Origin of the sequence: Halomonas sp. ANAO-440, assembly GCF_019915905.1 — a bacterium.
Taxonomy (GTDB): Bacteria; Pseudomonadota; Gammaproteobacteria; order Pseudomonadales; family Halomonadaceae; genus Halomonas; species Halomonas chromatireducens.
This window is the reverse complement of sequence record NZ_JAHXBV010000007.1, coordinates 1-24,345: the sequence shown is the minus strand read 5'-3', so window position 1 is coordinate 24,345 and position 24,345 is coordinate 1. Positions and strand designations below refer to the sequence as shown.

Annotated in this window: 18 protein-coding genes; 8 read left to right on the top strand and 10 right to left on the bottom strand. The window is 65.5% G+C overall.

The window, feature by feature from the left end; translation table 11 throughout:
• Positions 1 to 77 precede the first annotated feature (77 nt).
• The 8 genes from KZO25_RS06960 to KZO25_RS06925 all read right to left on the bottom strand — a co-directional run bounded on the left by KZO25_RS06960 (position 78) and on the right by KZO25_RS06925 (position 13,564).
• Complete coding sequence (locus tag KZO25_RS06960) at positions 78 to 1,079, bottom strand: tripartite tricarboxylate transporter substrate binding protein (protein ID WP_223136411.1); 1,002 nt, start codon at positions 1,077 to 1,079, stop codon at positions 78 to 80.
• Between the two features lie 277 nt (positions 1,080 to 1,356).
• Positions 1,357 to 2,103, bottom strand: a complete 747-nt coding sequence (locus KZO25_RS06955) for a response regulator (protein ID WP_223136410.1) — start codon at positions 2,101 to 2,103, stop codon at positions 1,357 to 1,359.
• 85 nt (positions 2,104 to 2,188) lie between these two features.
• Positions 2,189 to 3,919: a sensor histidine kinase gene (locus KZO25_RS06950; protein ID WP_223136409.1), complete on the bottom strand. Its 1,731-nt coding sequence runs from the start codon at positions 3,917 to 3,919 to the stop codon at positions 2,189 to 2,191.
• A gap of 171 nt (positions 3,920 to 4,090) precedes the next feature.
• Positions 4,091 to 5,191 carry a 4-hydroxyphenylpyruvate dioxygenase gene (gene hppD, locus KZO25_RS06945; protein ID WP_223136408.1) on the bottom strand — a complete coding sequence of 367 codons (1,101 nt, stop codon included), beginning with the start codon at positions 5,189 to 5,191 and terminating at the stop codon, positions 4,091 to 4,093.
• Positions 5,192 to 5,452: 261 nt separating this feature from the next.
• On the bottom strand, positions 5,453 to 5,761 hold the full coding sequence (locus KZO25_RS06940; RefSeq protein ID WP_223136407.1) for an MTH1187 family thiamine-binding protein: 309 nt from the start codon (positions 5,759 to 5,761) through the stop codon (positions 5,453 to 5,455).
• Between the two features lie 521 nt (positions 5,762 to 6,282).
• Positions 6,283 to 11,190: a hypothetical protein gene (locus KZO25_RS06935; protein ID WP_223136406.1), complete on the bottom strand. Its 4,908-nt coding sequence runs from the start codon at positions 11,188 to 11,190 to the stop codon at positions 6,283 to 6,285.
• On the bottom strand, positions 11,187 to 12,050 hold the full coding sequence (locus tag KZO25_RS06930) for a hypothetical protein (RefSeq protein WP_223136405.1): 864 nt from the start codon (positions 12,048 to 12,050) through the stop codon (positions 11,187 to 11,189). Before KZO25_RS06930 ends, KZO25_RS06935 begins: the two co-directional genes overlap by 4 nt.
• Positions 12,047 to 13,564, bottom strand: coding sequence for a hypothetical protein (locus KZO25_RS06925; RefSeq protein WP_223136404.1), 1,518 nt, complete (start codon positions 13,562 to 13,564; stop codon positions 12,047 to 12,049). The genes KZO25_RS06930 and KZO25_RS06925 overlap by 4 nt, the downstream gene beginning before the upstream one ends.
• 207 nt (positions 13,565 to 13,771) lie before the next feature.
• Here KZO25_RS06925 and KZO25_RS06920 point away from each other — a divergent pair, with 207 nt between their 5' ends.
• Positions 13,772 to 15,757, top strand: a complete 1,986-nt coding sequence (locus KZO25_RS06920; RefSeq protein ID WP_223136403.1) for an ATP-dependent DNA helicase RecQ — start codon at positions 13,772 to 13,774, stop codon at positions 15,755 to 15,757.
• A 2-nt stretch (positions 15,758 to 15,759) separates the two neighbouring features.
• On the opposite strand, the gene KZO25_RS06915 is transcribed toward KZO25_RS06920, so the two are convergent.
• Complete coding sequence (locus KZO25_RS06915; protein WP_223136402.1) at positions 15,760 to 17,319, bottom strand: sigma-54-dependent transcriptional regulator; 1,560 nt, start codon at positions 17,317 to 17,319, stop codon at positions 15,760 to 15,762.
• 210 nt (positions 17,320 to 17,529) lie between these two features.
• Between KZO25_RS06915 and phhA the strand changes: the two genes are divergently transcribed.
• The 3 genes from phhA to KZO25_RS06900 all read left to right on the top strand — a co-directional run bounded on the left by phhA (position 17,530) and on the right by KZO25_RS06900 (position 19,364).
• A complete protein-coding gene (gene phhA / locus KZO25_RS06910) occupies positions 17,530 to 18,471 on the top strand; it encodes a phenylalanine 4-monooxygenase (RefSeq protein WP_223136401.1) in 942 nt (313 codons plus the stop codon).
• A gap of 35 nt (positions 18,472 to 18,506) precedes the next feature.
• Positions 18,507 to 18,848, top strand: coding sequence for a 4a-hydroxytetrahydrobiopterin dehydratase (locus tag KZO25_RS06905; RefSeq protein ID WP_066443530.1), 342 nt, complete (start codon positions 18,507 to 18,509; stop codon positions 18,846 to 18,848).
• 294 nt (positions 18,849 to 19,142) lie between these two features.
• On the top strand, positions 19,143 to 19,364 hold the full coding sequence (locus KZO25_RS06900; RefSeq protein WP_410505378.1) for a ComEA family DNA-binding protein: 222 nt from the start codon (positions 19,143 to 19,145) through the stop codon (positions 19,362 to 19,364).
• Positions 19,365 to 19,453: 89 nt separating this feature from the next.
• Here the strand turns inward: KZO25_RS06900 and KZO25_RS06895 are convergent, their stop codons facing one another.
• Positions 19,454 to 20,215 carry an SDR family oxidoreductase gene (locus KZO25_RS06895; protein WP_066443524.1) on the bottom strand — a complete coding sequence of 254 codons (762 nt, stop codon included), beginning with the start codon at positions 20,213 to 20,215 and terminating at the stop codon, positions 19,454 to 19,456.
• Positions 20,216 to 20,446: 231 nt separating this feature from the next.
• On the opposite strand from KZO25_RS06895, the gene KZO25_RS06890 reads away from it, so the two are divergent.
• The 4 genes from KZO25_RS06890 (at position 20,447) to KZO25_RS06875 (ending at position 24,068) form a co-directional block, all read left to right on the top strand.
• Positions 20,447 to 20,968, top strand: coding sequence for an FxsA family protein (locus KZO25_RS06890; RefSeq protein ID WP_223136400.1), 522 nt, complete (start codon positions 20,447 to 20,449; stop codon positions 20,966 to 20,968).
• A 228-nt stretch (positions 20,969 to 21,196) separates the two neighbouring features.
• On the top strand, positions 21,197 to 21,490 hold the full coding sequence (locus KZO25_RS06885) for a co-chaperone GroES (RefSeq protein WP_043518768.1): 294 nt from the start codon (positions 21,197 to 21,199) through the stop codon (positions 21,488 to 21,490).
• Between the two features lie 64 nt (positions 21,491 to 21,554).
• Positions 21,555 to 23,198, top strand: a complete 1,644-nt coding sequence (groL, locus tag KZO25_RS06880) for a chaperonin GroEL (protein WP_066447355.1) — start codon at positions 21,555 to 21,557, stop codon at positions 23,196 to 23,198.
• 111 nt (positions 23,199 to 23,309) lie between these two features.
• Entirely contained in the window at positions 23,310 to 24,068 is a 759-nt protein-coding gene (locus KZO25_RS06875; protein WP_223136399.1) for an RNA methyltransferase, read from the top strand.
• The last annotated feature ends 277 nt before the right edge of the window (positions 24,069 to 24,345 follow it).

Sequence of the window (24,345 nt, the reverse complement as noted above, 5' to 3'; positions counted from 1 at the left end):
CTGAGGGGCTCAAGCAGTGCTGAAGGTACGGACGAGAGCCCCGTTGCGGGGCCCTCGCCGACGATGGCTCGTAACGGTTACTCGCCGAGCAGACCGAGTTCGCTCAGGACTTCGCTGAAGAGTTCCTTCTGCGCATCGAGGAACTCACCGAACTCCTCGCTGGACTGGTAGGCGTCGAGCCAGCCCAACTGGTCACGGGCATCCTGCCAGCCTTCGGTCTCCTGCATGCGGGCAAACAGGTCCTCGTAGTAGGCCACCGCCTCGGCCGGCATGTCCGGGGCACCCATCACGCCACGCCAGATGTCGAAGGTGTAGTCGATGCCCTGCTCCTGGTAGGTCGGAATGTCGGCCAGGACGCCGCCCATACGTTCGGGAGCCGAAACGCCCAGCGCCCTGACGTCGCTTCCCTCACCCAGCTGACCGGAGGCTTCGCCGGCGCCGGTGATGACCGCTTCGACATGGCCACCCATCAGGCTGGTCATTGCTTCGCCACCGCCGGAGAAGGGAATGTAGTTGATCTCAGCCGCGTTCAGGCCGGCAGCCGATGCCAGGCCGGCGATGGAGATATGGTCCATGGAGCCCGGTGCACTGCCGCCCCCGATGCTCAGGCCAGGGTTCTCTTCGACGGCCGCGAACAGGTCGTTGAGATCCTGATACTCGGAATCCTGCGCCACCAGTACGATGGAGTAGTCGGTGATCAGGCGGGCGATCGGCGTGAAGTCGTTATGGTCATAGCGTGACGTGCCGGCCAGCGGCACCAGGATGATCGGCGGGCTGGTGGCGAACAGCTTGTGGGGGTTGCCACTGTCGCGGGCGATCTGGGCCCAGGCGACGGCACCGCCACCCCCCGGTACGTTGATGGCGGCCAGGTTCTGCTCTGCCAGGCCCTCTTGCTGAATCACCCGCGAGGTGGTGCGCACCAGGGTATCCCAGCCACCGCCTGGGTTGGCCGGCGCGATGAACTCGATGGAGCGAGTCGGGGTCCATTCATCGGCACTGGCAGCAGTCGTTACACCGGCGACAGCGGCCAGCGGCAAGGCCAGCAGCGTCAGGCGCTTGAGGGAAAGCTTGGTAGTCATGGCGTTCTCCGGGTTCGGCATCTTGTTGTGTGATCGTTCTTGTGATCATTCTTGTGATCGTTATGTGGTCGCCCTAGGGCGCTACCATGCAAACACTAGAAGAGCGACACTTGGGCCACAAGCTTCTGAACATAAATGACAAATAGTCCTTTACGCCCATTCTGTCCATTCTGTTCACGGAGATCTTCCCACTCGCCTTCCCCCTCCACGCCCCCTCTTCAACTAGCCCTCTTCAATTGACCTTCCCAGCTAGCCTTCTTCAACTAGCCTTCTTCAACTAGCTTTCCTCACACCATGGCGACGTATCGCCCACCAGGCGGTAGCGACGCTCCGGTCGGCCCACGTCACCGTAGCCCAGCTCGGCGCACACCACCTGCACCGAGACCAGAAACTCCAGATAGCGACGGGCCGTTGATCGGCTGGCGCCCATGGCCCGGGCCACCTCCATGGCGGCCAGCGGGGATGCGGCTTGCTCGAGCGCCGACACCACGGTGCGCAGCGTAAGACGATCGATTCCCTTGGGCAGGCTGCGCACACCGCCTCCCGGCGCCCCCTCGGGACGCAGCCGGGTCAATGCCCTGTCGAGCTCCTCCTGGCTCATCTCACTGCGGGCGGTCAGGGCGGCGCGCTCGCGGCGGAAGCGCGCGAGCATCTGCGCCATACGCCCGGCCTGCACCGGCTTGATCAGGTAGTCGAAGACCCCGCCACGCAGGGCCTCGGCGATGGTATCCACTTCCCGTGCGGCAGTGACCATCACGATATCCACCTGCAGGTAATCCCGGCGCAGCGACCAGAGCAGTTCGAGTCCCTCCACGTCCGGCAGGTAGGCATCGAGCAGGACCAGATGTACCGTATCGGCCTGTCGCGACATCAGCGACCGTGCCTCGGCACCGCTTCTGGCCATGCCCACCACCCGGAAGCCTTCGCTCTGCTCGATGAAGGCGCGATGGATGTCGGCAATGCGAAAGTCGTCCTCGACGATCAGGATGCCAAACTCCGCAGGCGAATCGTCCGATTCATGCATATCTCATTACCCTCGCGATGTCTTCTGCATCGTCTTGTGCTTATGGGTTGTGCTTATGGGTTGTGCTTATGGGTTGTGCTTGTGGTCATGTGCGATTCATGGTCTGCCCTGTCGCGGCGGCTGGCCCTGCCCCCGCTGACGGCGACCGGCACAGGGAGCGATCGAGCACGGCGATGAAGCAGGCCCCTCCCAGCTCGCTCTCCTCCAGCGTAATGGCGCCACCATTCTCCCGGCACAGGCGGCTGACCAGGGCCAGGCCGATGCCGTGATGCTTGCCCGGCTTGGTGGAGAAGCCTTCCTGGAAAATCGCCTCGACGTGCTCGTGGGGGACTCCCGGGCCATTGTCCTCCACCTCGATGAGCAGCTGCTCACCCAGATCGGTGAAGAACAACCTCACCCGCGGCCCCTCCTCGGCATGACGGTCGCCCTGTAGCGCCGCATGGCAGGCATTGTCCAGCAGGTTGCCGATCACCGTCATCAGCACCTCCTGGCCCGTCACCGTGAGCGGCTCGACCAGCGAGCTCTGCTCGTCGATCTCCAGCTTCACGCCAAGCTCGCGGGCCCGGGTCAGCTTGCCGAGCAGGGTGCCGCTGACCACCGGGTCGCCCACATGCTTCATCAGGAAGGTCATCTGGGCCTGCTGATGCGCACTCTCCTGGTGAATCAGGGCGATGGCATCCTCGATACGGCCGAGCTGGAGCATCCCGGAAATGGTATAGAGCTTGTTGGAGAACTCATGGGCCTGGGCACGCAGCATGTCCACGTCCCGGCTGGCGGCATTCAACGCATTGGAGAGCTCGACGATCTCGCGCCGGCTGCGGAAGGTCGCCACCGCCCCTTCGACCTCACCCGCGTGATGGATAGGCACCCGGTTGACCACCACCGGATGATCCCCCAGCCACATGTCCTGGTCGAACTGATGCTCGCCTCGCTCCATGACCTCTAGCAGTCGCGAGTTGGGTACGATGTCCTGAATTGGCTGCCCGACCACCGCATGGACCGGCGGCAGGCCAAGGAAGCGCCGCGCCTGCTGGTTGACCAGAGTGATCTGGCCCTCTCGATTCACCGCCAGGATCCCCTCGTGAATCGACTGTAGGATCGCCTCCTTCTCCATGGCCAGGCGGGCGATCTCGTAGGGCTCAAGGCCCAGGATCACCCGCTTGAGATGCCGCGACAGGCCATAGGCACCGGCAAAGCCGAGCACGATCATCAGCGCCACCAGCCACCAGCCCAGGCTGGTGTGCTCGACCACGTCCATGGCCACCCGGTCGAGCATGAAGCCCACCGACACGATACCGATGATATTTCCCTCGGCGTCGAGGACCGGCGTCTTGCCGCGCATGGCCTCGCCCAGCGTGCCGGTGGCCTCCGAGACATAGGATTCGCCGTGCAGCAACGCCCGGTCGTTGTCACCGCCGACCATCGGCTTGCCGAGCCGCTCGGGCAGGGGATGGGAATAGCGAAGCCCCTCGTTATTGCCCACCACCACGTAGCGCGCACCGGTCTCGCGCCGGATGCGTTCGGCAATGGGCTGGATGGTGGCGCTGGGGTCGGGGTCGTCGAAGGCGGCAATGAGCTCGGGGATGCTGGCCACGCTCAGCGCCACGGCCAGGGCTCGCTGGCCAATCTGGTCACTGATGATCTCGCCCTTGCGGTGGTTGAGGTAGGCGCCCTGGGCCAGCAGCATGCCGGCCAGCAGAACGCCGACCAGCAGCATCACCTGCAGGCGAAAGCTGCGCGTGAGCCAACCACGCCTCGGTCGGCCACGACGCATACGCTGGAGCTCGGCAATGGATTCTCTGCGCGGGGAGGACATGGGCTGAGGCTCGGCGCTGGTGAAAGCATCATTGTCGCATGCTGCCGAAGCCGAGGCACCCCAGCGATTCTGGGCAGTGGGCAAGCCCATCGGTGTCGACCGATAGGCTTGCGGAGGTCAGCCAGCCAGCGTCTGATGCAGCCACTGGCTTACCATTGGATCGTGGATCGGTCAGTCGTCCTTGAGCACACCGCGACGGATCTGATCTTCCTCGATGGATTCGAACAGGGCCTTGAAGTTGCCCTCGCCGAAGCCGTCGTTACCCTTGCGCTGGATGATCTCGAAGAAGATCGGGCCGATCACGGTCTCGGTGAAGATCTGCAGCAGCACGCCCTCGTCGGGGCCGCCATCGACCAGCAGGCTCAATTCGCGCAGGTCCTCGACATTCTCCTCGTGGTTGGGCACACGCTGGTCCACCTTCTCGTAGTAGGTGTCCGGCGTGGAGAGGAAGGTCACACCGTTGGCGCGCAGGGCACGCACCGTGGCGTAGATGTCGTCGGTGGCCATGGCCAGGTGCTGGATGCCCTCGCCGTTGTACTCGCGCAGGAATTCGGCGATCTGCGAGGTGTCGTCGGCGGACTCGTTGATCGGGATGTGCATCTTGCCGCAGGGCGCGGTCATGGCGCGGGAGTGCAGACCGGTCTTCTTGCCCTTGATATCGAAGTAGCGGTTTTCGCGGAAGTTGGCGATATCGGTGTAGAAATTCGCCCAGAAGTCCATCTGGCCACGGTCGACGTTGTGGGTCAGGTGGTCGAGCACCTGCAAACCCACGCTGCTGTCCTGCGGGGTGCGGCCGGGGATGGGCTCGAAGTCGATGTCATAGATGGTGCGCCCTTCACTATCGACCTTGTTGTCGACGAAGTAGAGCAGCGAACCGCCGATGCCGCGAACCGCGGGAATGCCCACCTCGCCGGGGCCGACCGGATTCTCCATCGGCTCGGCGCCATGAGCCACGGCGTAGTCGAAGGCCTGCCTGGCGTCGGCCACCTTCCAGGCCATGGCACAGGCACTGGGGCCGTGCACGCGAGCAAACTCGGCGGCGTGGCTCTCCGGCTCGGCGTTGAGCACGAAGTTGACGTTCTCTTGCTGGAACAGGAACACCTGCTTGGAGCGGTGCTTGCGGGTCTCGGTGAAGCCCATGCGGTTGAACAGCGCACGCAGTTCCTCGATGCCCTCGGGGGTAGGGGCGGTGTACTCGACGAACTCGAAGCCGTTGGTGCCGATTGGGTTGTCTTGGCTGATGGGAGCGACGGTCTTGGCAGGCGCGTTCATGGAAATTCTCCAAGGGTTTGGCCAGGGTTTGACACAGTTGTTATGGGCGCCCTGCGGCGCCGTGATGTGCCCCCAGCCTAGTGCCCCGCCGCGCCCATCGGAACGTCCGGACACCCCCTATCTACCCCTGCCGGCGTCGGCGCCACCCCGGCCGCCGTAAAGCAATGCTTACACCCTTCCGAAGCCGGCCTGTCGCGCCAGTAGACCGGTTCAAAAACCTGACAGGGCGTAACGAAAACCTGACACCTCAAGTATTGGGAGTCACATTTGACCGCCTAGCTTGTCCTCCACGCTGGTTATCTTGTCGCCCATGCTCTGCTCGCGGTCGGTCCGGGTCCCCAGCTTGATGGTGGTGGTGATGCGCGGCGCACCCATTTCGTGCACCACTTCATGGCAGCGCTTGACCACCGCCATCACCTCGTCCCACGGCCCCTCGATATTGGTGCCATAGGCGTGCATATGATGCTCGAGGCCCGATGCCTGGATGACCCGCTGGCAGGCGGCGATCTGCGGTGAAACCGATACCCCCACGCCCAGTGGGACTACGCAAAGATCGATGATGACGTGCATGCCGTGTACTCCTTCGTCTATGAGAAAGTCGCTGTCGGAGTTAGCTTTAGCTCCGGTCCGACGCATCGGCGACCGTAGTATTGCCAACGCTGGCGAACACTGCTGCTGTTGCAGCCTCCGCCAAGGCGCCTGGCAGCGCCAGTCGCGATGCGGAGCAGCGCTCCAACAAGGTCGGCAACTACCGCGTTGTTGGAGGAAGCTTCAGCTCACGACTGGAGGCCGAAGGCCTCCCGGCGGTGTTGCCAACGTTCGCGACCATCACCACGCTTCAGCCTCCGCCAAGGCGCCTATCGGCGCCAGTCGCGATGCGGAGCAGCGCTCCAACAGCGGTTTTCTCCACCAACGGTGCTACCCCGTTGTTGGAGGAAGCTTCAGCTCACGACTGGAGGCCGAAGGCCTCCCGGCGGGGTTGCCCGACGTTGGCGATCGCTGCCAACGTGGCGGCCTCCGCCAAGGCGCCTGGCGGCGCCAGTCGCGATGCGGAGCAGCGCTCCAACAGTAACCCTTTCCTGCCGGATCCTTCACTCCACCGCCTCTGTGACGTGAATGCCGAACAGGCTGGCTTCGCCCTGACTGCGCCCCACGTCCTCGGGGGCGGTGATGCGGCCGTCGCGCACCATGACGTGGCCGCCCTGCCCCTGGGCGCCGCCGATGACACTGCCCACCAGGTAGGTGGGAAATATCTCGGGGTCGTTCTCGTAGTTGGGGTTGTGGATCAGGCCGATCATCTGGAAGCGCCCGCGGGTGTTGCGCAGCGATTCGAGGGAGTCCTGAATCAGCCGACGATGCGACAGCTTGGAGAATAGCCCGTCGAGCAGGATCACGCTCTCGCGGCTGCTGCGGGCACGGCGCTTGTGGTGCCCCGGCAGTTCGCGAAGCTCGCGCTCGATGGCGAATTCCGAGAGCTTGACCAGCCACATCAGCGACACGGCCTCGCGCTGGCCCTCCGACATCTCCTCGTTGAGCGAGAAGAGCCGGCCGTGGGGGCGGATGGCGTCGTGCTTGAGACGGATCGAGACATCGTGGAAGAGCCCGCGATAGATGCGTCGCCGGATCTGGCGCAGCAGGTCGTCGTCGCGGCGCCGCGATTCGCCGTCGACCACACCGCCATCGCGCTCGGCACGACGCCGCATGGCGGCCTGGTGCTCGTCGATATCGGCCAGCAGGGTGGTGATCAGCTCGCGCAGCTGGTCGGGGCCGATCAGCGCCGCCTTGACCTCGAAGAAGGCACCGCCCTCGCCGCTGCTGCGGGCCACCCGCCGGAGAATGTCGAGGTTGCCGGCGGCATCGCTGATGATCGAGCTGAGACGCTCGACCAGGGTGCCCTCGATCTGCTCACGGGAAGCGTGCAGCCGATCGACCCGCTGGCGATGGTCGCCAAGCTGGTCGAAGAGCTGTTCGTGAAGTGCGAGCAGGTCATTCAGCGCGGCGGCGCTGGCACCCTTGAGCATGGCCAGCCTGGCGCGTTCGGTATCGCTGAACAGCCGGCTGTGGGCCGCCTCTTCCAGGGACTCCGCCAGCCGCCGTTCGCTCGTCTCGACCTGCTTCGCCTGACGCTCCCGGTTGCGGGCCCGCTCGCCCAGGTTGAGTTCGCCGAGGGCGTCCAGCAGGGTTTGCTGGCAGGCTTCCAGGGCGGTGACATCGAGCTCGGACGTCTCCCCCGCCATGGCATGCCAGGTCTCGAGCGCGGCGTCACGGGCCTCGTGGTCGCCATCGTCGTGGGGCCAGCGGCTGGCGTCGGCCAGGTCCTCCAGCGACGCCAGGCGACGCGCCCAGCCCTGTGGCAGTTCACGCAGCGCACGCAGCCAGTCGACGGCGAGTTGATCGACCCACTCCAGGGCACGACGCTGATCGTTCAGGCGACCCTCCACCGCATCGCGCTCGGCGGCCTTGGCCTTGCGCGCGTCACGCGCCTCGCCCAGCTCGCGCTTGACCCGGGCGATCTCACGCTCCAGCTTCTGGCTACCACCACCGGCATCGCGCACATCGAGATAGGCGCGTATGCGGCTGAAATCGAAGTCGGCGCGCCGGCTTGCCTGCGCCAGCGCCACCTCGAGCTCGGCCTGTACCTCGGCGGCACTGGCCATGAAGGCGACGCCGCCCTCCTCCTCGAAGGCGGCCAGTGCCCGCAGGCGGTCGCGCTCCCCATCGCCGAAGATGCGACGCCGCTGCGCCTCGGCATCGGCGTGCTGCTGATTCAGCAGCTCATTCCTCTCGACGGCGGCTTCCAGCCGCTCGGCGGCCTCGGCCAGGTGCCGTTCAAGCTCGGCTAAGCGCGCCTCGAGCGCCTGCAGCCGCTCGACACCGCCGGCATCGTTGAACTGTTCAGCGGCGAGCCAGGTCTGGCCGTGGGCCTCCAGCTCGCGAGTGGCACGCTCCCGCTCCGGCGTCAGCTCGGCCAGTGCCGTCTCGGCCTCGAGGCTGGCCTCGGCGGCCTCCTCCAGGGCGAGATCGCCCCCCTCCTGCAGGTAGCGCTGGAAGTCATCGATACAGGCCAATGCCGCATCGGTCAGCCGCGGCGCCAGCGCCGCCTGGCGTTCAGCCAGCTCGCCCTGGGCCTCCCCCAGCGTCTCCAGCAAGGCTTCGACACCCTCCTCGTCGCCAGCCCGCGCCTCCAGTGCCAGGGCATAGCTCTCGCCATGGGGGTCGAGACGAGCGCACTCGGCCGCCAGCGCCTTCTGCCGTTCGCGGTCGGCGGCCAGGCGTTTCTCGGTGGCCTCGCGCAGGGCTTCCAGATAGCTCGGGTCCAGGGCGGCCTTCACCGCCAGGGTCTCGACGCCCTGCACGGCACCCAGCGGCGGCTCGCCGCGAGCCAGCAACGAGGAGAGCCGCTCGGCCTCGAAGACCGGCACCGCTAGCCCGGCCTCGATCAGCGCGGCGGCGACATCCTGCGCCGCGCCGACGCCGGCCACCACCGGGGCGAACAGCAGGCCGGCCGCCTGGGCCAGCCATTCACGCCGTCGCTCCAGCGGGGAGTCGGCATGATTGAGAACCTCGTGCAGCGGCTGCCAGGCGACACCCGTGTCGTCGAGCAGGCGGTGCGCTTCGGCCTCGACCGTGCGGCGCTCCAGCGGGTCGCCGGCCAGGCTCTCCAGGTAACGTTCCCGCGCCTGGATATCGTCTTCCAGTGTTTCCGCCTCGCGCAGCAAGCGTGGATAGCGACGCTTGGCGTCCTGCAGCCAGGCCTCCGGCGTCAGTTCGCTGTTGTCGGCGAAGGCGAGCCGCGCCCGGTGCAGTCGCCGCAGCCGAGTCTCTTCGGCTTCCAGGCGGTGCTGTTCGTCGGCCAGGGTGCGCTCCCGATCGCGCAGGCGCTGGCGCAGATGCACCGGGTCGTCGCCGCCGTGCAATTCCTGGTAGTGGCGTGCGGCCTGGGCCAGCGGGGCCAGCCGCGTCCGGGTGCGCTCGGCATCCTGCCGACGCCGGTCGGCCTCACGGCAGCGGGTGTCGAGTTCGGCCAGGGCGGTCTTGCGACGGGACCAGAAGCCGCCGATCTCCTCGTTGGGCCAGCCCTCGACGAAGGCCCGCCAGGGTGCCTGCCCACGGGCCAGCAGCCCCTGCTCGCCGGCCAGTCGCTCACGCTCGCCGCTCAGCCGTTCGCGTTCGCCGCGGGCCCGTTCCAGGGCCACGGTCGCGTCGTCGCGCTCACGGGCAAGCCCCTCCAGGGTTTCCTCCAGTTCCGCCTCGCGTTCCTGCTTCTCCTGCAACAGCTCTCCGGGCATGGCACCCGGCTGCTGCCGCTGGAAAGCCTCGTGCCAAGCGGCGACCTGCTTGAGTTCACCGATGCGCCCAAGGTGAGCATTGAAAGCCTGCCTGGCGGATGCCGCCTGCTCCCGGGCCACCTCTGCGGTGGCCTCCGGCACTTCCAGCTCGGCCTCATCGAATAGCCCTTCGGCCAGGGCCTGGGTGTAGAAGCTCTGGTTATCGACAAAGTCCCGCTGCTGCGACTCGAGCCGCTCGCGGGCCTGCTCCAGGCCATCGCGGTGCTCGTCCAGCCCGGCCAGGTCACGACCCAGCTCCTCATGGTAGAGGGTGTCGGCGATCACCTCCTCGCGGAAGCGGTTGCCGTCGAGGGCCTCGAATGCCTCGGCGCCTTCGTCCAACGCGCTCAGCGCCCGGTAGCGCGCGCTGTCGTCATTGAAGGCGAGGCTCTCGGCGAGCCAGTCGCGGGCAGCGGCGAAGGCCACATGGCCGATATCCCGGCCCGCCGGCCAGTCGGCCTCGGCCAGGTGAATCAGGCGGCGGTGAACGTCCAGGCGCGCGCCCCGCTCGGAGAGCGCCTGGCGCACGGCGCGCTCGGTGAGCCCGGAGAGCTTGGCCAGCAGCCAGGTAGAGACCCGGGGACGGCCAGTATCGCCCACGGCCCAGGCGAAGCCCTGGACGCTTTCGTACTCGCTTGGCTCTGTATCGGCAGCATCCTGACCATCGACAGCAGCGGGCCGCCGCGGCAACCCCGGCAGGCCGAGCAGGGCCTGCCCGCCGAGCAGGGCCTCGCTCGCCGCCAGCCCGCGGTCGAGCTCGAGCAGCTGGTCACGGGCGGCGCGCAGCGTTTCGCCCTGGCCCTTGAGGGCGGCCAGGCGTTGGACCTTGTCGCTGGCACGGCGTTGGTCGCTCTCGGCCTCCTCGAGCCGGTGGCGCAGCTCGGTGATGTTGGTGCCGGAGTTGAGGATCACCTCCTCGATCAGCTCCTCGCTCTCGTCGGTCTCGCCCCGGGTGGCACCGGAGAGGATCTCGGGGGCCAGCACCTCGAAGAAGAAGGCCTGATCCGCCTTCTCGCCCTGGCGCGGCTTGATGGCATTGAAGATCTGGCTCTTGTCGGCGCCGCCCTCCTTCTGGAAGGCGGCGAGCTGGGCGAGCTCGCGGCGGGAGACATGGGCGCCCACCGCCTCCAGCCACTCCTCGCGGTTGTGGGTCAGGCGCACGCCACGCTGGCTCATGGCCATCTTGATATCGCTGTTGGCGTGCAGGGCAAGCTTGCCGTCCCGGGTCAGGTGATGAACCGGAATGTCCTCCAGCCGACCGGCATAGTGATAGAAGGAGAGCCCGCTGCCATCGCTGTAGCCATAGAAGCCGAAGACGAAGGTCTCGCCGGCGACCTCCTCCCCCGCGGCGGCCAGCATGTCGTCCTGGCGGGCACCGCCGCTGCGGGAGCGAAACTCCACCCGCAGGTGGCTCCAGCTGCGCCCTTCGCCCGCCACCGATGAGGGGGTGCACTTGCGCCGGGTGCGCGCCAGCAGGGTGCGGTCCCGGGAGAGCAGCCCGATCAGCGCCTCGGCCAGGGTGGTCTTGCCGAAGCCGTTCTCCATGCTGATGGCGCTGGACTGGCCGCGCAGGTCGAGCAGCAGGTGACGCATCTTGGCGTCCCAGGGCGAGGCAACGTCGCCGTGCTTGTTGAGCAGGTTGGCGATCTCGATACGGTTGATCACGCTCATGCGGTTGCCTCCTCGTCGTGACCGTCGCTCTCGATGGCATCCTCCTGAGCGCATCTCTCTTGACCACTACCCGGCGCTTCCTCCAGCCCTCTGGCCAGTGCCTGGAGATGCCCAAGCTGGTGGATACCGATCTGTTCGCTTTCCAGGGCGCCCAGCAGCGTCTGCTGCCAGACCTCGCCCACGCTCTCGCCTTCAGGGTCCACGGCCGACGCCTCGCCGGAATCCCGCGGGCTCTCCAGCAGCCCGGCCCGGACCTGCAGCTCGATGAAGGCGCGCACTCGGCGGGTGATATCCTCGCCGCGCTCCTCGAGCAGCCCGCGGCTCGTCTCCGGCGCCGCCTCGCCCAGGGCACGCAGCGCTTCAAGCTGTTCGCGCATCAGCTCGGCGAGCTCCACGCCGCTGAAGGTGGCCTCCTGGTAGCGGCTGACGTCGGAGAGCGCCCGGTTGTAGCGGGTATATAACAGGGTGTGCATCAGCAGCCAGAGCTGCAGGTACCACTGGGCCAGCTCGGCACGGCTCTCCTGGCGCAGCTTGAGCGCCTCGAATACCGGCTCGCGGGTATAGAGCGGCGGCTGCTCCAGCTCCGGGTCCGGCAGCAGGGCGTAGTAGCGCGAGCCGGGCGCGATGCCGGGGTAGTCGCCGGTCTCGAACACTTTGAGCCGCAGCCCCTGGCCGGCGAGGAAGTCGCGCAGCCCTTCGCGCTCGATATCGCTGGCATCATCGATCAGCGCGCAGACATCGCGCTCGGAGAGCTGGCCCTCCCGCGCGGCACGCCGCTTGCGGCCGCTGCCGGGCAGGCGTTCGGCGCTGCGATAGCGCAGCAGGTAGGCGACCACCTCGCCCATTTCGGTCATGTTCATACGGGCTCGTCCTGATCGATTCGGTTGGTAGCGCTGTGTTCATCGCCGGTCGCCTGAAAAAAGCCAAGCGAGGGGGTCACCGCACCGTCGATACGCCGGCCATCGGCCAACAGCAACGTGAAGGGCTCACTCTCGATGCCCACCGTGAGACGGCGATCGAGCAATTCGGTGTCGACGAAGGTGTTGAGCAGCTGCGCCAGGCAGTCGCCCTCCTCGAAACGGTGCCAGCCCTCTTCCAGCGCCTGGGGCAGCGACAGCGGGGCCTGGTGGATCCGCTCACGCAGCGCCGGCCCACGGGCCTCGAGGAAGCGTGCCAGCAGCGGGTCTTCCGGCCTGGCATCGTGCTGTTCGTCGAAGACCAGCGCCGCGTGGCTCGCCTCGGCACGGCGACTCTCCAGCAGCGGCACCAGCGGCGCCAGGCGGGGAAACACCGCCTGGGCATGCAGCGGCATCATGCGGCGCACCACCGCCTCCTGCAGCCGTGGCGATGCGGGCGCGGCCAGCAACTCGCGCGCCATGTCCTGGAAGTCCACCACGCCCATGGACTGAATTCGACCCTCGGCGATGTCGGCCAGCAGCTCAGAGAGTCGCCGCGACAGGTTCTCGATGGCGTTGAGCACACGGCCGATGGCACCGGAGAGCACGCGCAGATCCCACTCGTCGGGCTGCTCCTCCCGCCAGACGTCGAAGCGCTCCATGAGCTTGGGCGTCGTCAGTTGGGCCCGGCCGTCGAGCAGGGTCTGCTGTATGCTGGAGAGCGCGTTATGGTAGTGGCGCTCGTTGTCGAGCAGCGCGATCAACTTGCCCTCGCGGGTGGGATTCTCGCGCACCCGGCGCAGCTCCTGGGTCAGGGCGCGAATGGCCAGCAGGATCTGGTTGGTGATATCGGGAATACGGGCGAAGTCGCCCCGGGCCAGCGCCGCCAGCACCTTGGCGGCATCGTATTCGGAATAGAGCAGGTCCTCGACCTGGCTGGCCAGGGTCACCGCCTGGCGGCCGCTCGGCGTGAGGCGCACCTGGCCGGTCTGGCCCTGCTTCTCGATCAGCGCCGTGCGCTTGGTGCTGCGCCGCGAGCGCATTGCACCGCTCGCCTCACCGGCATCTGGATTCGAGGACGGCTGACGCCCGTCCGGGGTCGGGGACGCTTGTCGCGCGTCCGGGGTCGGGGACGCCTGGCGCCCGTCCGGGGTCGGGGACGGCTGACGAAAATTCAGCTCACTCGGCGTCGACAGCAGGTTGATGACGAAGGTCAGGTCGTCATGGGGCAGCTCGGGATAGGTATCGCGCAGGTGGTTGAGGCAGCGCGTCTGGGAGACGAAGGCACTGTTGGTGGCGAAATCCACATCCAGCAGGTAGTCCAGCAGCAGGCAGCCGAGGTCGAGCCAGTAGCCGTCACGCAAGCCTCGGCGCTGCTCCTGGCTGACCTGCACGAAGGCCGAACCCGGCTCGTGGGCGCTGTCGTGCAGGTCGATCAGCCTTGTGGTGGCAACAAGCAGTTTGCTCCAGGCGGTCATGGGTCTTCCCTGCGGGCAAAAGGGGCATTATGCCAACCTGGGGCGGCCGGGTCATGACAAGCTGTGTCATGTCTCATTCCACGCGGTGGACTCAAGATCCCGGGCGAGCCACTGCCGATCACTCCGAGGGCGAAGAGGCCGTCGTCGCAGCCGGCGATATGCCAGAATGTGCGGAGTGTACGTGCGGTCATAACAGGGAGTGTCTTCATGATTGAGCAGACGTTACAGCAGGTCTTTGGCTACGGCGACTTCCGCCCCGGCCAGCGCCCGGTGATCGAGGCGATAACGGCGGGCCGTTCGGCGGCGGCAATCTTTCCCACCGGCTCCGGCAAGTCGCTCTGCTACCAGCTCCCTGCGCTGCACCTGCCCCACCTGACCCTGGTCATCTCACCGCTGCTGGCACTGATGCAGGACCAGCTGGCGTTCCTCGAGCGCCACGGAATCGCCGCCGCCAGCATCGACTCTGGCCAGAGCCGCGAGGAGGCCGCCGCCGTGATGGAGGGCGTCAAGCGGGGTGATATTCGGATCCTGATGATATCGGTGGAGCGGCTCAAGAACGAACGCTTCCGCGCCTTCATCCGGCGCGTACCGATCTCGCTGATGGTGGTGGACGAGGCCCACTGCATCTCCGAGTGGGGCCACAACTTTCGGCCGGACTACCTCAAGCTGCCCGACTACCGGCGCGAGTTCGGCATTGCCCAGGTACTGCTGCTGACCGCCACGGCCACCCCGCGGGTGATCGCGGACATGCGCTCGCGCTTCGACATCGCCGAGAGCGACGTCACCGCCACCGGCTTCTATCGTCCCAACCTGCACCTGGAGGTGGCGCCGGTGCCGGCCGAGACGCGGCCACGCCGCCTGGTCGAGTGGCTGCGACCCAAGCTCGACTCCCAGCCCCCCGCGCCTACCATCGTCTACGTCACCCTGCAGCAGACCGCCGAACGCCTGGCCGCCTACCTGAGCAAGGCCGGGCTCCCCGCCACCGCCTACCACGCCGGGCTCGACAGCAATATCCGCGAGCGCATCCAGCGCGACTTCATGGCGGGCCAGATGCCCTGCATCGTCGCCACCATCGCCTTCGGCATGGGCATCGACAAGGCCGACATTCGCAACGTGGTGCATTTCGACCTGCCCAAGTCGATCGAGAACTATAGCCAGGAGATCGGCCGGGCCGGCCGCGACGGCCAGCCTTCCGACTGCCTGATGCTGGCCGGGCGCGACCACCTCAACGTGCTCGAGAACTTCGTCTTCGGCGACACCCCGGAACACTACGGCATTCGCCAGGTGATCGACGAGGTGGTAGCGGTGAGCCGGGGCGGCGCCGGCAGCCAGTGGGAACTGATGCTCAACAGCCTCTCGCAGCAGAGCAACATTCGCCCACTGCCGCTGAAGACCCTGCTGGTTCAGCTGGAGCTGCGCGGCATCATCGCCCCGCGCTACAGCTACTTCGCCGAATACCGCTTCCGCCTGGGCGAGGAGCCCGAGGCACTGGTCGCCCGCTTCGAGGGCGAGCGTGCCGCCTTCGTGCAGGCGATCCTCGACGCCTCCCAGCGCGCCCGGACCTGGTATACCCTGGATTTCGAGGCACTCGCCCGCCTGGGCGGCGAACGGGGCGTGAACACCGAGCGCGGCCGGGTGATCACGGCACTGGACTACTTCGTCACCAAGGGCTGGATGACGCTGGAAAGCAAGCAGATGACCGAGGTCTACGAGGTGCTGCGCCAGGACATCGATCCGGCCGCCCTGAGCGATGAACTGCATGGCTATTTCCGGGACAAGGAGCAGGCGGAGGTGGAGCGACTCCACGCCATGCTGGCCCTGTTCGAAAGCGAGGCATGCCTGAGCCGTCGCCTGGCGGAGTGGTTCGGCGATGACCGGGCGCCACAGCACTGCGGCCACTGCTCCGCCTGTCACGGGCAGGTCGCCCGCCTGCCCCAGGGCGAGGCGCCACCACCGCTGGCAGTCGACGCCGTCGAGGGGCTGGCGGGCGAGCTGATCCAGCAGCTCGCCGCCAGCCAGGATCGCCATCCGCTCACTCCCGACCTGATCACACGCTTCCTGTGCGGCCTCACCACGCCGCTGCTCACCCGACTAAAGGCGCGGCGGCTGGCCGGCTTCGGTGCTCTGGAGGCTCACCACTACGCCGAGGTGCGTGAGCTGGTGATCCGATCGGGGCTGGTTTCGCCCGCCTGACGCTAACCCTCCGGGCCAATACCGTGCTGTCGCAGCTTGTTGGCGATGGTGGTGTGGGAGACACCCAGGCGCTTGGCCAGCTGTCGGCTGGAAGGATACTGCGGATAGAGCGAGGCCAGTATTCGGCGCTCCACGTCGCCCATGATGTCGGCAAGGGAGCCGTCGAGGTCGATGCCGGAGAGCCCTGGCGCCTGGCCCACATCCGGCAGGCGCAAGTGGGCGGGCTCGATGGCCTCGCCCTCGCAGAGCGAGACCGCCTGGAACAGCACGTTCTCCAGCTGGCGTACGTTGCCGGGCCAATGGTAGCCGGATAGCCGGGCCAGGGCCGCCGGCGACAGCGACGGCGCACGGCAGCCGATCTGTCGCGCGGCCCGGTCGATGAAGTGGTTGGCCATCGCCTCGATGCCATCCAGGCACTCCCGCAGCGGCGGTACCGCCAGCGACAGCACATTGAGCCGGTGATAGAGATCATGGCGGAAATGGCCTTCGGCGCAGAGCCCGGGCAAATCCTGCTGGGTGGCACAGATCACCCGCACGTCGAGGTAGGTCTCCTCGTCGCTGCCTACCCGGCGAAAGCCGCCGTCCTGCAGGAAGCGCAGCAGCTTGACCTGCAGCCGTGGGCTCATCTCGCCCACCTCGTCGAGGAAGATGGTGCCACCCGCCGTCAGTTCCAGCAGCCCCAGCTTGCCTTCGGGGCGCGCTCCTTCAAAGGCCCCCGGCGCATAGCCGAACAGCTCGGTCTCGGCCATGGATTCCGGCAGTCCGGCGCAGTTCAATGCCATGAACGGCGCCTGTCCACGGGAGCTTGCCAGGTGACAGGCCCTGGCCAATAGCTCCTTGCCGGTGCCGGTCTCGCCCTGGATCAGCAGCGGCGCCTCCAGCGGCGCCATGCGTCGCGCCTCACGAATCAGCGACGCCAGCCTGGGACTGGCCTGGAACAGCGCATCGAAGCCGCGCAGCTCCTGACGCTGGACCTGGTAGATCCGCTCACCGATACGATCGACGCTGTGCAGGGTCACCACCGCCCCGGCCAGCGACGCCACGTCATCGAGGTGCTCGCGGTGCAGTGGCGCGATATCGGCCAGGAAGGTGGCGTCGCGCAGGGTGATACGCAGGCCGTTGACCCGTGCGTTGTTGCGGCGGATCAGTGCCGGCAGATCGATATCCGGCAGGTAGCGGTTCAGCGACAGGCCCGGCACTTCGTCGATGCGGACACCGAGCAACTGGCCGGCTGCCCGGTTGGCCGCCACGATATGCCCCTCCATGTCGATGGACATTACCGGGTCTGAGAGCGACGACAGCAACGCATCGAGCTCCAGGTGGCGACGTTCGCTGGGCATCAGGTTGACCCGGCGGACGCCGAACACGCCGGGTACGGCTTCCAGAACCGGCTTGAGGGTCGCAAGCTGGGCGTTGAGCAGATTGGGTACGTGCAGATAGATGGCGTTGCCGTGCTCTCCCCCCACCTCCCCGCGCGCCACGTTGAGCCCATAATCGACGAAGTGCGACACGATATCGCGCAGAATGCCGATGCGATTCTGGCAGTGGAACCTCAGTCTCATCAGGGTGTACTCGAATCAGAAACGGGCAAATGGTTGGCGTGGCCGCGACGCCGGGAAAGAAAGGCGTCAAGCCATCGTGACTCTACCGTCAAGATAACGTGACACTCGCGCAACCTCAAACCAGCCTGCCCGGGACTTCTCCCCCTCAAGGCAAAGGGTTAATTCTATTGTAAGGTTTTCTTTACAGAACGACCCGCGCATGACACCTCGATGAGGCGTAATGCGGGCGCTTTCCCGCTGCGTACCTGTCTAGACTCGAAGCCATTCCAAGGCACGTACAACAGTCACGAAGACAATCATAAACCGCCAGCGGGAGATCCCATGACGTCATCCAACGCTCATCTCAGCGATGTTGCCAGCAAGACCGGCTATCGCGCACGCCTGCCCGACGAGAGTGGCCATATCGCCTGGTCGGAGCAAGACAACGCCACCTGGCAGACACTGATGCAGCGCCAGCTCGGCATGATCGAGGGACGCGTCTGCCAGGAGTATCTCGACGGGCTCGAGCGGCTGGCCCTGCCGGAAGACCGGGTACCCCAGCTCGCCGATATCGACCGGGTACTCAAGGCCAGCACCGGCTGGGAAACCGCCCAGGTGCCGGCGCTGATCCCCTTCGACACCTTCTTCGCCCTGCTCGCCAGCCAGCGCTTCCCGGTAGCCACCTTCATTCGTACTCCGGAGGAGCTGGACTACCTCAAGGAGCCGGACATCTTCCACGAGATCTTCGGCCACTGCCCCATGCTCACCAACCCGGCCTTCGCCGAATTCACCGCGACGTATGGGCGGCTGGGCCTGGCGGCATCGCCCAAGGAGCGGGTCTATCTGGCTCGCCTCTACTGGATGACGGTGGAGTTCGGGCTGGTGGACACGCCGGCGGGTCGACGCATCTACGGCGGCGGCATCATCTCCTCGCCCAAGGAGACCCTGCATGCTCTCTCCGATGCACCGGTACACGAGCCATTCGACCCGGTCGAAGCACTGCGCACGCCCTACCGCATCGATATCCTGCAGCCGCTCTATTACGTGCTTGACGACCTCAAGACCCTGCACGACCTTTCCCACAAGGACATCATGGGCATGGTGCAGCAGGCCATGGCGCTGGGCCTGCACGAGCCGCTCTTCGAGCCGGCCCCCAAGCGCACCAAGGCCTGAACAACGACAACCCCCGACGACGACAAGGAGACGGCATGAGCCAACTATCCGAACAGCAGTGCGAAGCCTGCGGCTGGGACGCCCCCCATGTGAGTGACGAAGAGATTCAGGCCTACCATCGCGATATCCCGGAGTGGGAGATCGTCGAACGCGATGGCGTCAAGCAGCTCGAGCGCGTATTCAAGTTCCGCAACTTCAAGCAGGCGCTGGCATTCACCAACCGTGTCGGTGAGATCGCCGAAGAGGTGGGCCATCACCCCGCCCTGCTCACCGAATGGGGCAAGGTCACGGTGACCTGGTGGTCCCACGAAATGAAGGGCCTGCACAAGAACGACTTCATCCTGGCAGCCCGTACCGACGAAGCCGCCACCGAGTAAGCTCCCGCCCCTCGCTTACCTGCGCTTAGTGCGACCTCGCCCGACCCGCCTGATAGCGGAGTCGGGCGTATATTAGGCGTTGTCCCACAAGTGACGTCGAAAATGACGCCCATGATAATCGGCTTTTTCTTACATAGAAAACCGTCATATACCGACCCCGTCATCGCCCCCTTTCTTATAGCGTTTAACGGGACACGCCAGGTGTCACAAACACGCTACAAAAGGAGAAGAAAAATCATGAAAGGAAACATTCATGGGGCGGCGCTCGGCTTGATTCTGTGTGTACTGCTGGCCATGGCCTCCACGGCCCAGGCCCAGGAGTTGGCGCCAATCAACGTCAACACGGCAGATGCCGAGCTGCTGGCCGAACTGCCGGGCATCGGGCCCAGCCGGGCCGAAGCCATCATCGAGGAGCGCGAGACCAACGGCAGCTTCGAGAGTGCCGACGACCTTACACGAGTCAGCGGCATCGGGCCGGCGACGGTGGAGGCGTTCCGCGATCAAGTCGAATTCTGATGATGGGGGCGCTACCTTGAAACGCAACGAGGCCGGCGGTGAACACCGCCGGCCTCGTCGTTCAGCCCTTACCGCTTAGCGGCATGCACTCAGAGGCGCAGCCCACCATCGCATTCGATCACGCGGCCGGTGAAATAGTCGTTCTCGAAGATGAATGACACGCTCTGGGCGATGTTGTCCGGATCCCCGAGCCGCTTGAGCGGCACACCCGCGGTGAGCTTCTCCAGCATGTCCTCACGCATCGAGGCCGTCATGTCGGTCTCGATGAAGCCCGGCGCCACGGCACCCACGCGAATCCCGTAGCGCGCCAGTTCCCTGGCCCAGGTGGTGGTCAGCGACACCACGGCGGCCTTGGCTGCGGCATAGTTGCTCTGGCCCATGTTGCCGGCCCGCGAAATGCTGGAGATATTGACGATGACGCCTTCATGGCCCGCCTCAACCATCTGTGAAGCCGCTTCACGGCCGCACAGGAAGACCCCGGTCAGGTTGACGTCGATGACCTGTTGCCACGCCTGCAGGGACATGGTCTTCTCGACCTTCCCGTCCTTGGCCTTGACCAGCAGCGCATCGCGCAGGATACCGGCATTGTTGACCAGGCCGCTGACCGGCCCCAGGGAGGCAGCCACATCCCCGAAAGCCTGCTTGACCGATGCTTCGTCGGCCACATTGACTTTAAAGGCACCTGACTTGATGCCTTCGCCATGAAGTGCCGATACCGCCTGGTCCAGTGCGCCGGAATCCATGTCGAGCAGAGCCAGCCTGGCACCCTGCTTACCCAGGCGACGTGCCATGGCGAAGCCCAAGCCGCGAGCCCCACCGGTAATGGCGATGACAGTCTTGTCCAGTTTCATAGGATTCCTCAGGAAATGGTATGCAGCGGCATGAGCGCCGCCCGTCATTATTTGTTTCGGCTCTCCTGCTTTTTCGGCCGCAATGGTGGAAAGCTTTAGTCCCACCTTAGCATCTTTGTGCAATGCAGCAAATGATAGCCCGCTATCAAGCTCTCCTTTCGTGCCTTCGCCAGGCTTGATTTTCACCAATTTGCCCCCATCCTTTCGGCAACCGTCCCTCCCGGAGCCGTCATGCCTTTACTGCTTATCTTCACGCTCTTTGCCCTGCTCGATTTTGTCATTCTGTTTTCGGTGGGCAGCAACATCGGTCTGCTGACCACGCTGGGGCTGGTACTGGCCACCGGTTTCGCCGGGCTCTACCTGATCCGCCGGGAAGGCACCGCCGCACTCTCACGTGCCCGTCAACGCATGGAGCTGGGGGAGCTGCCTTCAAGCGAGTTGCTCACCGGCGCGGCGCTGATCTTCGGTGGCGCCCTGCTGCTGGCCCCCGGTTTCCTCTCCGATGCACTGGGCTTTCTCTGCGTCATCCCCGGGGCCAGGCGCCTGCTTGCCAGGCTGCTCGCCGCGGCCCATGTCCGGTTGCAGGTAATGGCCGCACGCCGAGATGGCAAAGGACCAGGTCAGGCCGACGGCTGGCAGCAAGCCCGAGGCGAACAGGCAGGCAAGGATCGAGGACGCGGCCCGGGCCAGTACGATAATGGTGAGCGGCCGCTGGAGGGGGATTTCATCAGCCGTGACGAGACGAGTCGCTAAGTCACTGTGTCGATGAGGCTCATTGCATAAAAAAAATTCGTTCTGACCCTTGAAAGGGATTTGCTCGGCCCCATTTCACGGTCAGCACCAGGCTTCGGTGCCGAGCAGCGCTCGGCACCTTCGACAAGGAAGGCGTCCTCGCCTCCACCTTCCAGGTGACTGGAAGGGTGAAGATGAACCGCCATGTCTTTAATCATGGCACTGCAAACCATCAGGAGAACGTGAGCAATGAACATCCGTCCCTTGCACGATCGCGTCGTCGTCCGTCGCGTTGAAGAAGAGCAAAAAACCGCTGGCGGCATCGTGCTTCCGGGCAATGCCCAGGAAAAGCCGACTCGTGGCGAAGTGCTCGCCGTCGGTAACGGCCGGATTCTCGACAGCGGTGATGTCCGCCCGCTGGACGTCAAGGTCGGCGATACCGTGATCTTCAAAGAAGGCTTCGGCGTAGAGAAGCAGAAGATCGATGGTGAGGAAGTCCTGATCATGAGCGAGTCCGATATCCTCGCCGTTGTCGAAGGCTGAGCCGCTCCTGCTCTTACCTCCTTAATTCATACGACGTTCAAGAACTCACAGGAAGTAGCGAAAAATGACAGCGAAACAAGTCAAGTTCTCCGATGACGCCCGCAAGCGCATGGCCCGTGGCGTAGACGTCCTGGCCAACGCCGTCAAAGCCACCCTGGGCCCGAAGGGTCGCAACGTGGTTCTCGAGAAATCCTTCGGCGCACCGACCGTGACCAAGGACGGCGTCTCCGTCGCCAAGGAAATCGAACTCAAGGACCGCTTCGAGAACATGGGCGCTCAGATGGTCAAGGAAGTCGCTTCCAAGACCTCCGACGTCGCCGGTGACGGCACCACCACCGCTACCGTGCTGGCCCAGTCCATCGTGACCGAGGGCATGAAGGGCGTGACCGCGGGCATGAACCCGATGGACCTCAAGCGCGGCATCGACCAGGCGGTCATCGCTGCGGTCAAGGAAATCAAGAACCTGGCCGTGCCCTGCACCGAGCGCAAGTCCATTGCCCAGGTCGGCACCATCTCCGCCAACGGCGACGCCCGTATCGGTGAGATCATTGCCGAAGCGATGGAGAAGGTCGGCAAGGAAGGCGTCATCACCGTCGACGAAGGCCGTGGCCTGGAAGACGAGCTGGAAGTGGTCGAAGGCATGCAGTTCGATCGCGGCTACCTGTCGCCCTACTTCGTGACCAACCAGGACACCATGGCGGTCGAGCTGGAAGACCCCTACCTGCTACTGGTCGACAAGAAGATCTCCAACATCCGCGAACTGCTGCCGGTGCTGGAATCTGTCGCCAAGGCCGGCAAGCCGCTGGCCATCATCGCCGAAGACATCGAAGGCGAAGCGCTGGCCACCCTGGTGGTCAACACCATGCGCGGCATTGTCAAGGTCGCCGCCGCCAAGGCACCCGGCTTCGGTGATCGTCGGAAGGCCATGCTGCAGGATATCGCCATCCTGACCAACGGCACCGTGATCTCCGAGGAAGTGGGTCTGACCCTCGAGCAGGCCACGCTGGATCACCTGGGCAGCGCCAAGCGCATCACCATGTCCAAGGAAAACACCACCATCATCGATGGTGCCGGTGGCGAGGGTGACATCGAAGCCCGCGTCAACCAGATCCGCGCCCAGATTGAAGATACCTCCTCCGACTACGATCGCGAGAAGCTTCAGGAGCGTGTCGCCAAGCTGGCCGGCGGCGTTGCCGTCATCCGCGTCGGTGCCGCCACCGAAGTGGAAATGAAGGAGAAGAAGGCCCGCGTCGAAGACGCCCTGCACTCCACTCGCGCCGCCGTCGAGGAAGGCGTCGTACCTGGCGGTGGTACCGCTCTGGTCCGCGTGCTGACCAAGATCAAGGACCTCCAGGGCGACAACGTCGACCAGACCCACGGTATCGCCATCGCCCTGCGCGCCATGGAATCACCGCTGCGTCAGATCGTGACCAACGCCGGCCAGGAAGCCTCCGTGATCCTCAACGAGGTGAAGGCAGGCGAAGGCAACTTCGGCTACAACGCCCAGACCGGCGAGTACGGCGACCTGTTCGAGATGGGTGTCCTCGACCCGGCCAAGGTGACCCGTTCTGCCCTGCAGTCCGCTGGTTCAGTGGCTGGTCTGATGATCACCACCGAGTGCATGATCGCCGACGACCCGGAAGAGAAGGACTCCGGTCCGGACATGGGCGGCATGGGTGGAATGGGTGGCATGGGCGGCATGATGTAAGCAGCCCCACCCTCAAGGCCTTTCCGGCCTGCAAGACTGAGCAAGCCCCGCCACGTGCGGGGCTTGTTTTTTGGTACCATCGCCGTTTTAAGACTCCTGCGACCCTGACTCATGCTCGCCAATATTCGTATCGTACTGGTTCAGACCTATCACCCCGGCAACATCGGCGCCTCGGCGCGGGCCATGAAGACCATGGGCCTGACCGACCTGGTGCTGGTCAACCCCCGCTGTTTTCCTGACCCAGAAGCCTCGCGCATGGCTGCCGGCGCCGAGGACGTGATCGACAATGCCAGGATCGTTAATTCCCTGGCCGAGGCCGTCAGTGATTGCGTGCAGGTGGTCGGGGCCAGCGCACGGCTGCGCAGCCTGCCGCTGCCCCATTTCGACGAACCAGAGGCCATGGCACGCGAGCTGATCGCCAACGCCGACGATCCGGTCGCCCTGGTCTTCGGCCGGGAGCGCTTCGGGTTGACCAACGACGAGATCCGCTGTTGCAGCCACCAGGTAAGCATTCCGGCCAATCCCGACTATGGCATCCTCAATCTCGCCCAGGCGGTACAGGTGCTGGCCTACGAGACGTTCAAGGCGTGGCGCCAGCGCCCCGAGAGCCTCTACCAACACCCCCGCCCCGCCGAGGAACGCCAGCCCACCCGCGAGCAGCTGGAGCACTTCCATGAGCACCTGGGTCGTGTCATGCGGCAGAGCGGTTTCTTGACGCAGCCCCATGCCAGAACCGAAACCCAGCTCCAGGCCCTGTTCTCACGCGCACAACCCAGCCGCAAGGAGCTCTCGCTGCTGCGCGGCCTGCTCAGATCCTTGGAACCGGACTCAACGGTGGCCCGCTCGACTTCCGAGGATGATCGGACGTGAGACTCCTACAGCGGCGTAGCACCGTCGGTGGAAAGTATCATGGTGGGAGCGCTCGGTTCGGCGCTCCGACTCTGCGTCGCGACTGGCGCCACCAGGCGCCTCGGCGGAGGCCGCCACATTGGCAGTGATCGCCAACGTCGGGCAACACCGCCGGGAGTCCTTCGGCCTCCAGTCGTGATCTGAAGATACTCCAACAGGGTGGTAATCGCCTGCCATGGCTGGACAAAACAGCTGATAGGGGTCGGGAAGGCTTAGCCTCCCCGCCCTCCGAACCGTG

Excerpts from the sequence above, each read along its gene's own strand:
- KZO25_RS06960 (WP_223136411.1), bottom strand. The coding sequence starts at position 1,079 with ATGACTACCAAGCTTTCCCTCAAGCGCCTGACGCTGCTGGCCTTGCCG.
- KZO25_RS06955 (WP_223136410.1), bottom strand. The coding sequence starts at position 2,103 with ATGCATGAATCGGACGATTCGCCTGCGGAGTTTGGCATCCTGATCGTC.
- KZO25_RS06950 (WP_223136409.1), bottom strand. The coding sequence starts at position 3,919 with ATGTCCTCCCCGCGCAGAGAATCCATTGCCGAGCTCCAGCGTATGCGT.
- hppD (WP_223136408.1), bottom strand. The coding sequence starts at position 5,191 with ATGAACGCGCCTGCCAAGACCGTCGCTCCCATCAGCCAAGACAACCCA.
- KZO25_RS06940 (WP_223136407.1), bottom strand. The coding sequence starts at position 5,761 with ATGCACGTCATCATCGATCTTTGCGTAGTCCCACTGGGCGTGGGGGTA.
- KZO25_RS06935 (WP_223136406.1), bottom strand. The coding sequence starts at position 11,190 with ATGAGCGTGATCAACCGTATCGAGATCGCCAACCTGCTCAACAAGCAC.
- KZO25_RS06930 (WP_223136405.1), bottom strand. The coding sequence starts at position 12,050 with ATGAACATGACCGAAATGGGCGAGGTGGTCGCCTACCTGCTGCGCTAT.
- KZO25_RS06925 (WP_223136404.1), bottom strand. The coding sequence starts at position 13,564 with ATGACCGCCTGGAGCAAACTGCTTGTTGCCACCACAAGGCTGATCGAC.
- KZO25_RS06920 (WP_223136403.1), top strand. The coding sequence starts at position 13,772 with ATGATTGAGCAGACGTTACAGCAGGTCTTTGGCTACGGCGACTTCCGC.
- KZO25_RS06915 (WP_223136402.1), bottom strand. The coding sequence starts at position 17,319 with ATGAGACTGAGGTTCCACTGCCAGAATCGCATCGGCATTCTGCGCGAT.
- phhA (WP_223136401.1), top strand. The coding sequence starts at position 17,530 with ATGAGGCGTAATGCGGGCGCTTTCCCGCTGCGTACCTGTCTAGACTCG.
- KZO25_RS06905 (WP_066443530.1), top strand. The coding sequence starts at position 18,507 with ATGAGCCAACTATCCGAACAGCAGTGCGAAGCCTGCGGCTGGGACGCC.
- KZO25_RS06900 (WP_410505378.1), top strand. The coding sequence starts at position 19,143 with ATGGCCTCCACGGCCCAGGCCCAGGAGTTGGCGCCAATCAACGTCAAC.
- KZO25_RS06895 (WP_066443524.1), bottom strand. The coding sequence starts at position 20,215 with ATGAAACTGGACAAGACTGTCATCGCCATTACCGGTGGGGCTCGCGGC.
- KZO25_RS06890 (WP_223136400.1), top strand. The coding sequence starts at position 20,447 with ATGCCTTTACTGCTTATCTTCACGCTCTTTGCCCTGCTCGATTTTGTC.
- KZO25_RS06885 (WP_043518768.1), top strand. The coding sequence starts at position 21,197 with ATGAACATCCGTCCCTTGCACGATCGCGTCGTCGTCCGTCGCGTTGAA.
- groL (WP_066447355.1), top strand. The coding sequence starts at position 21,555 with ATGACAGCGAAACAAGTCAAGTTCTCCGATGACGCCCGCAAGCGCATG.
- KZO25_RS06875 (WP_223136399.1), top strand. The coding sequence starts at position 23,310 with ATGCTCGCCAATATTCGTATCGTACTGGTTCAGACCTATCACCCCGGC.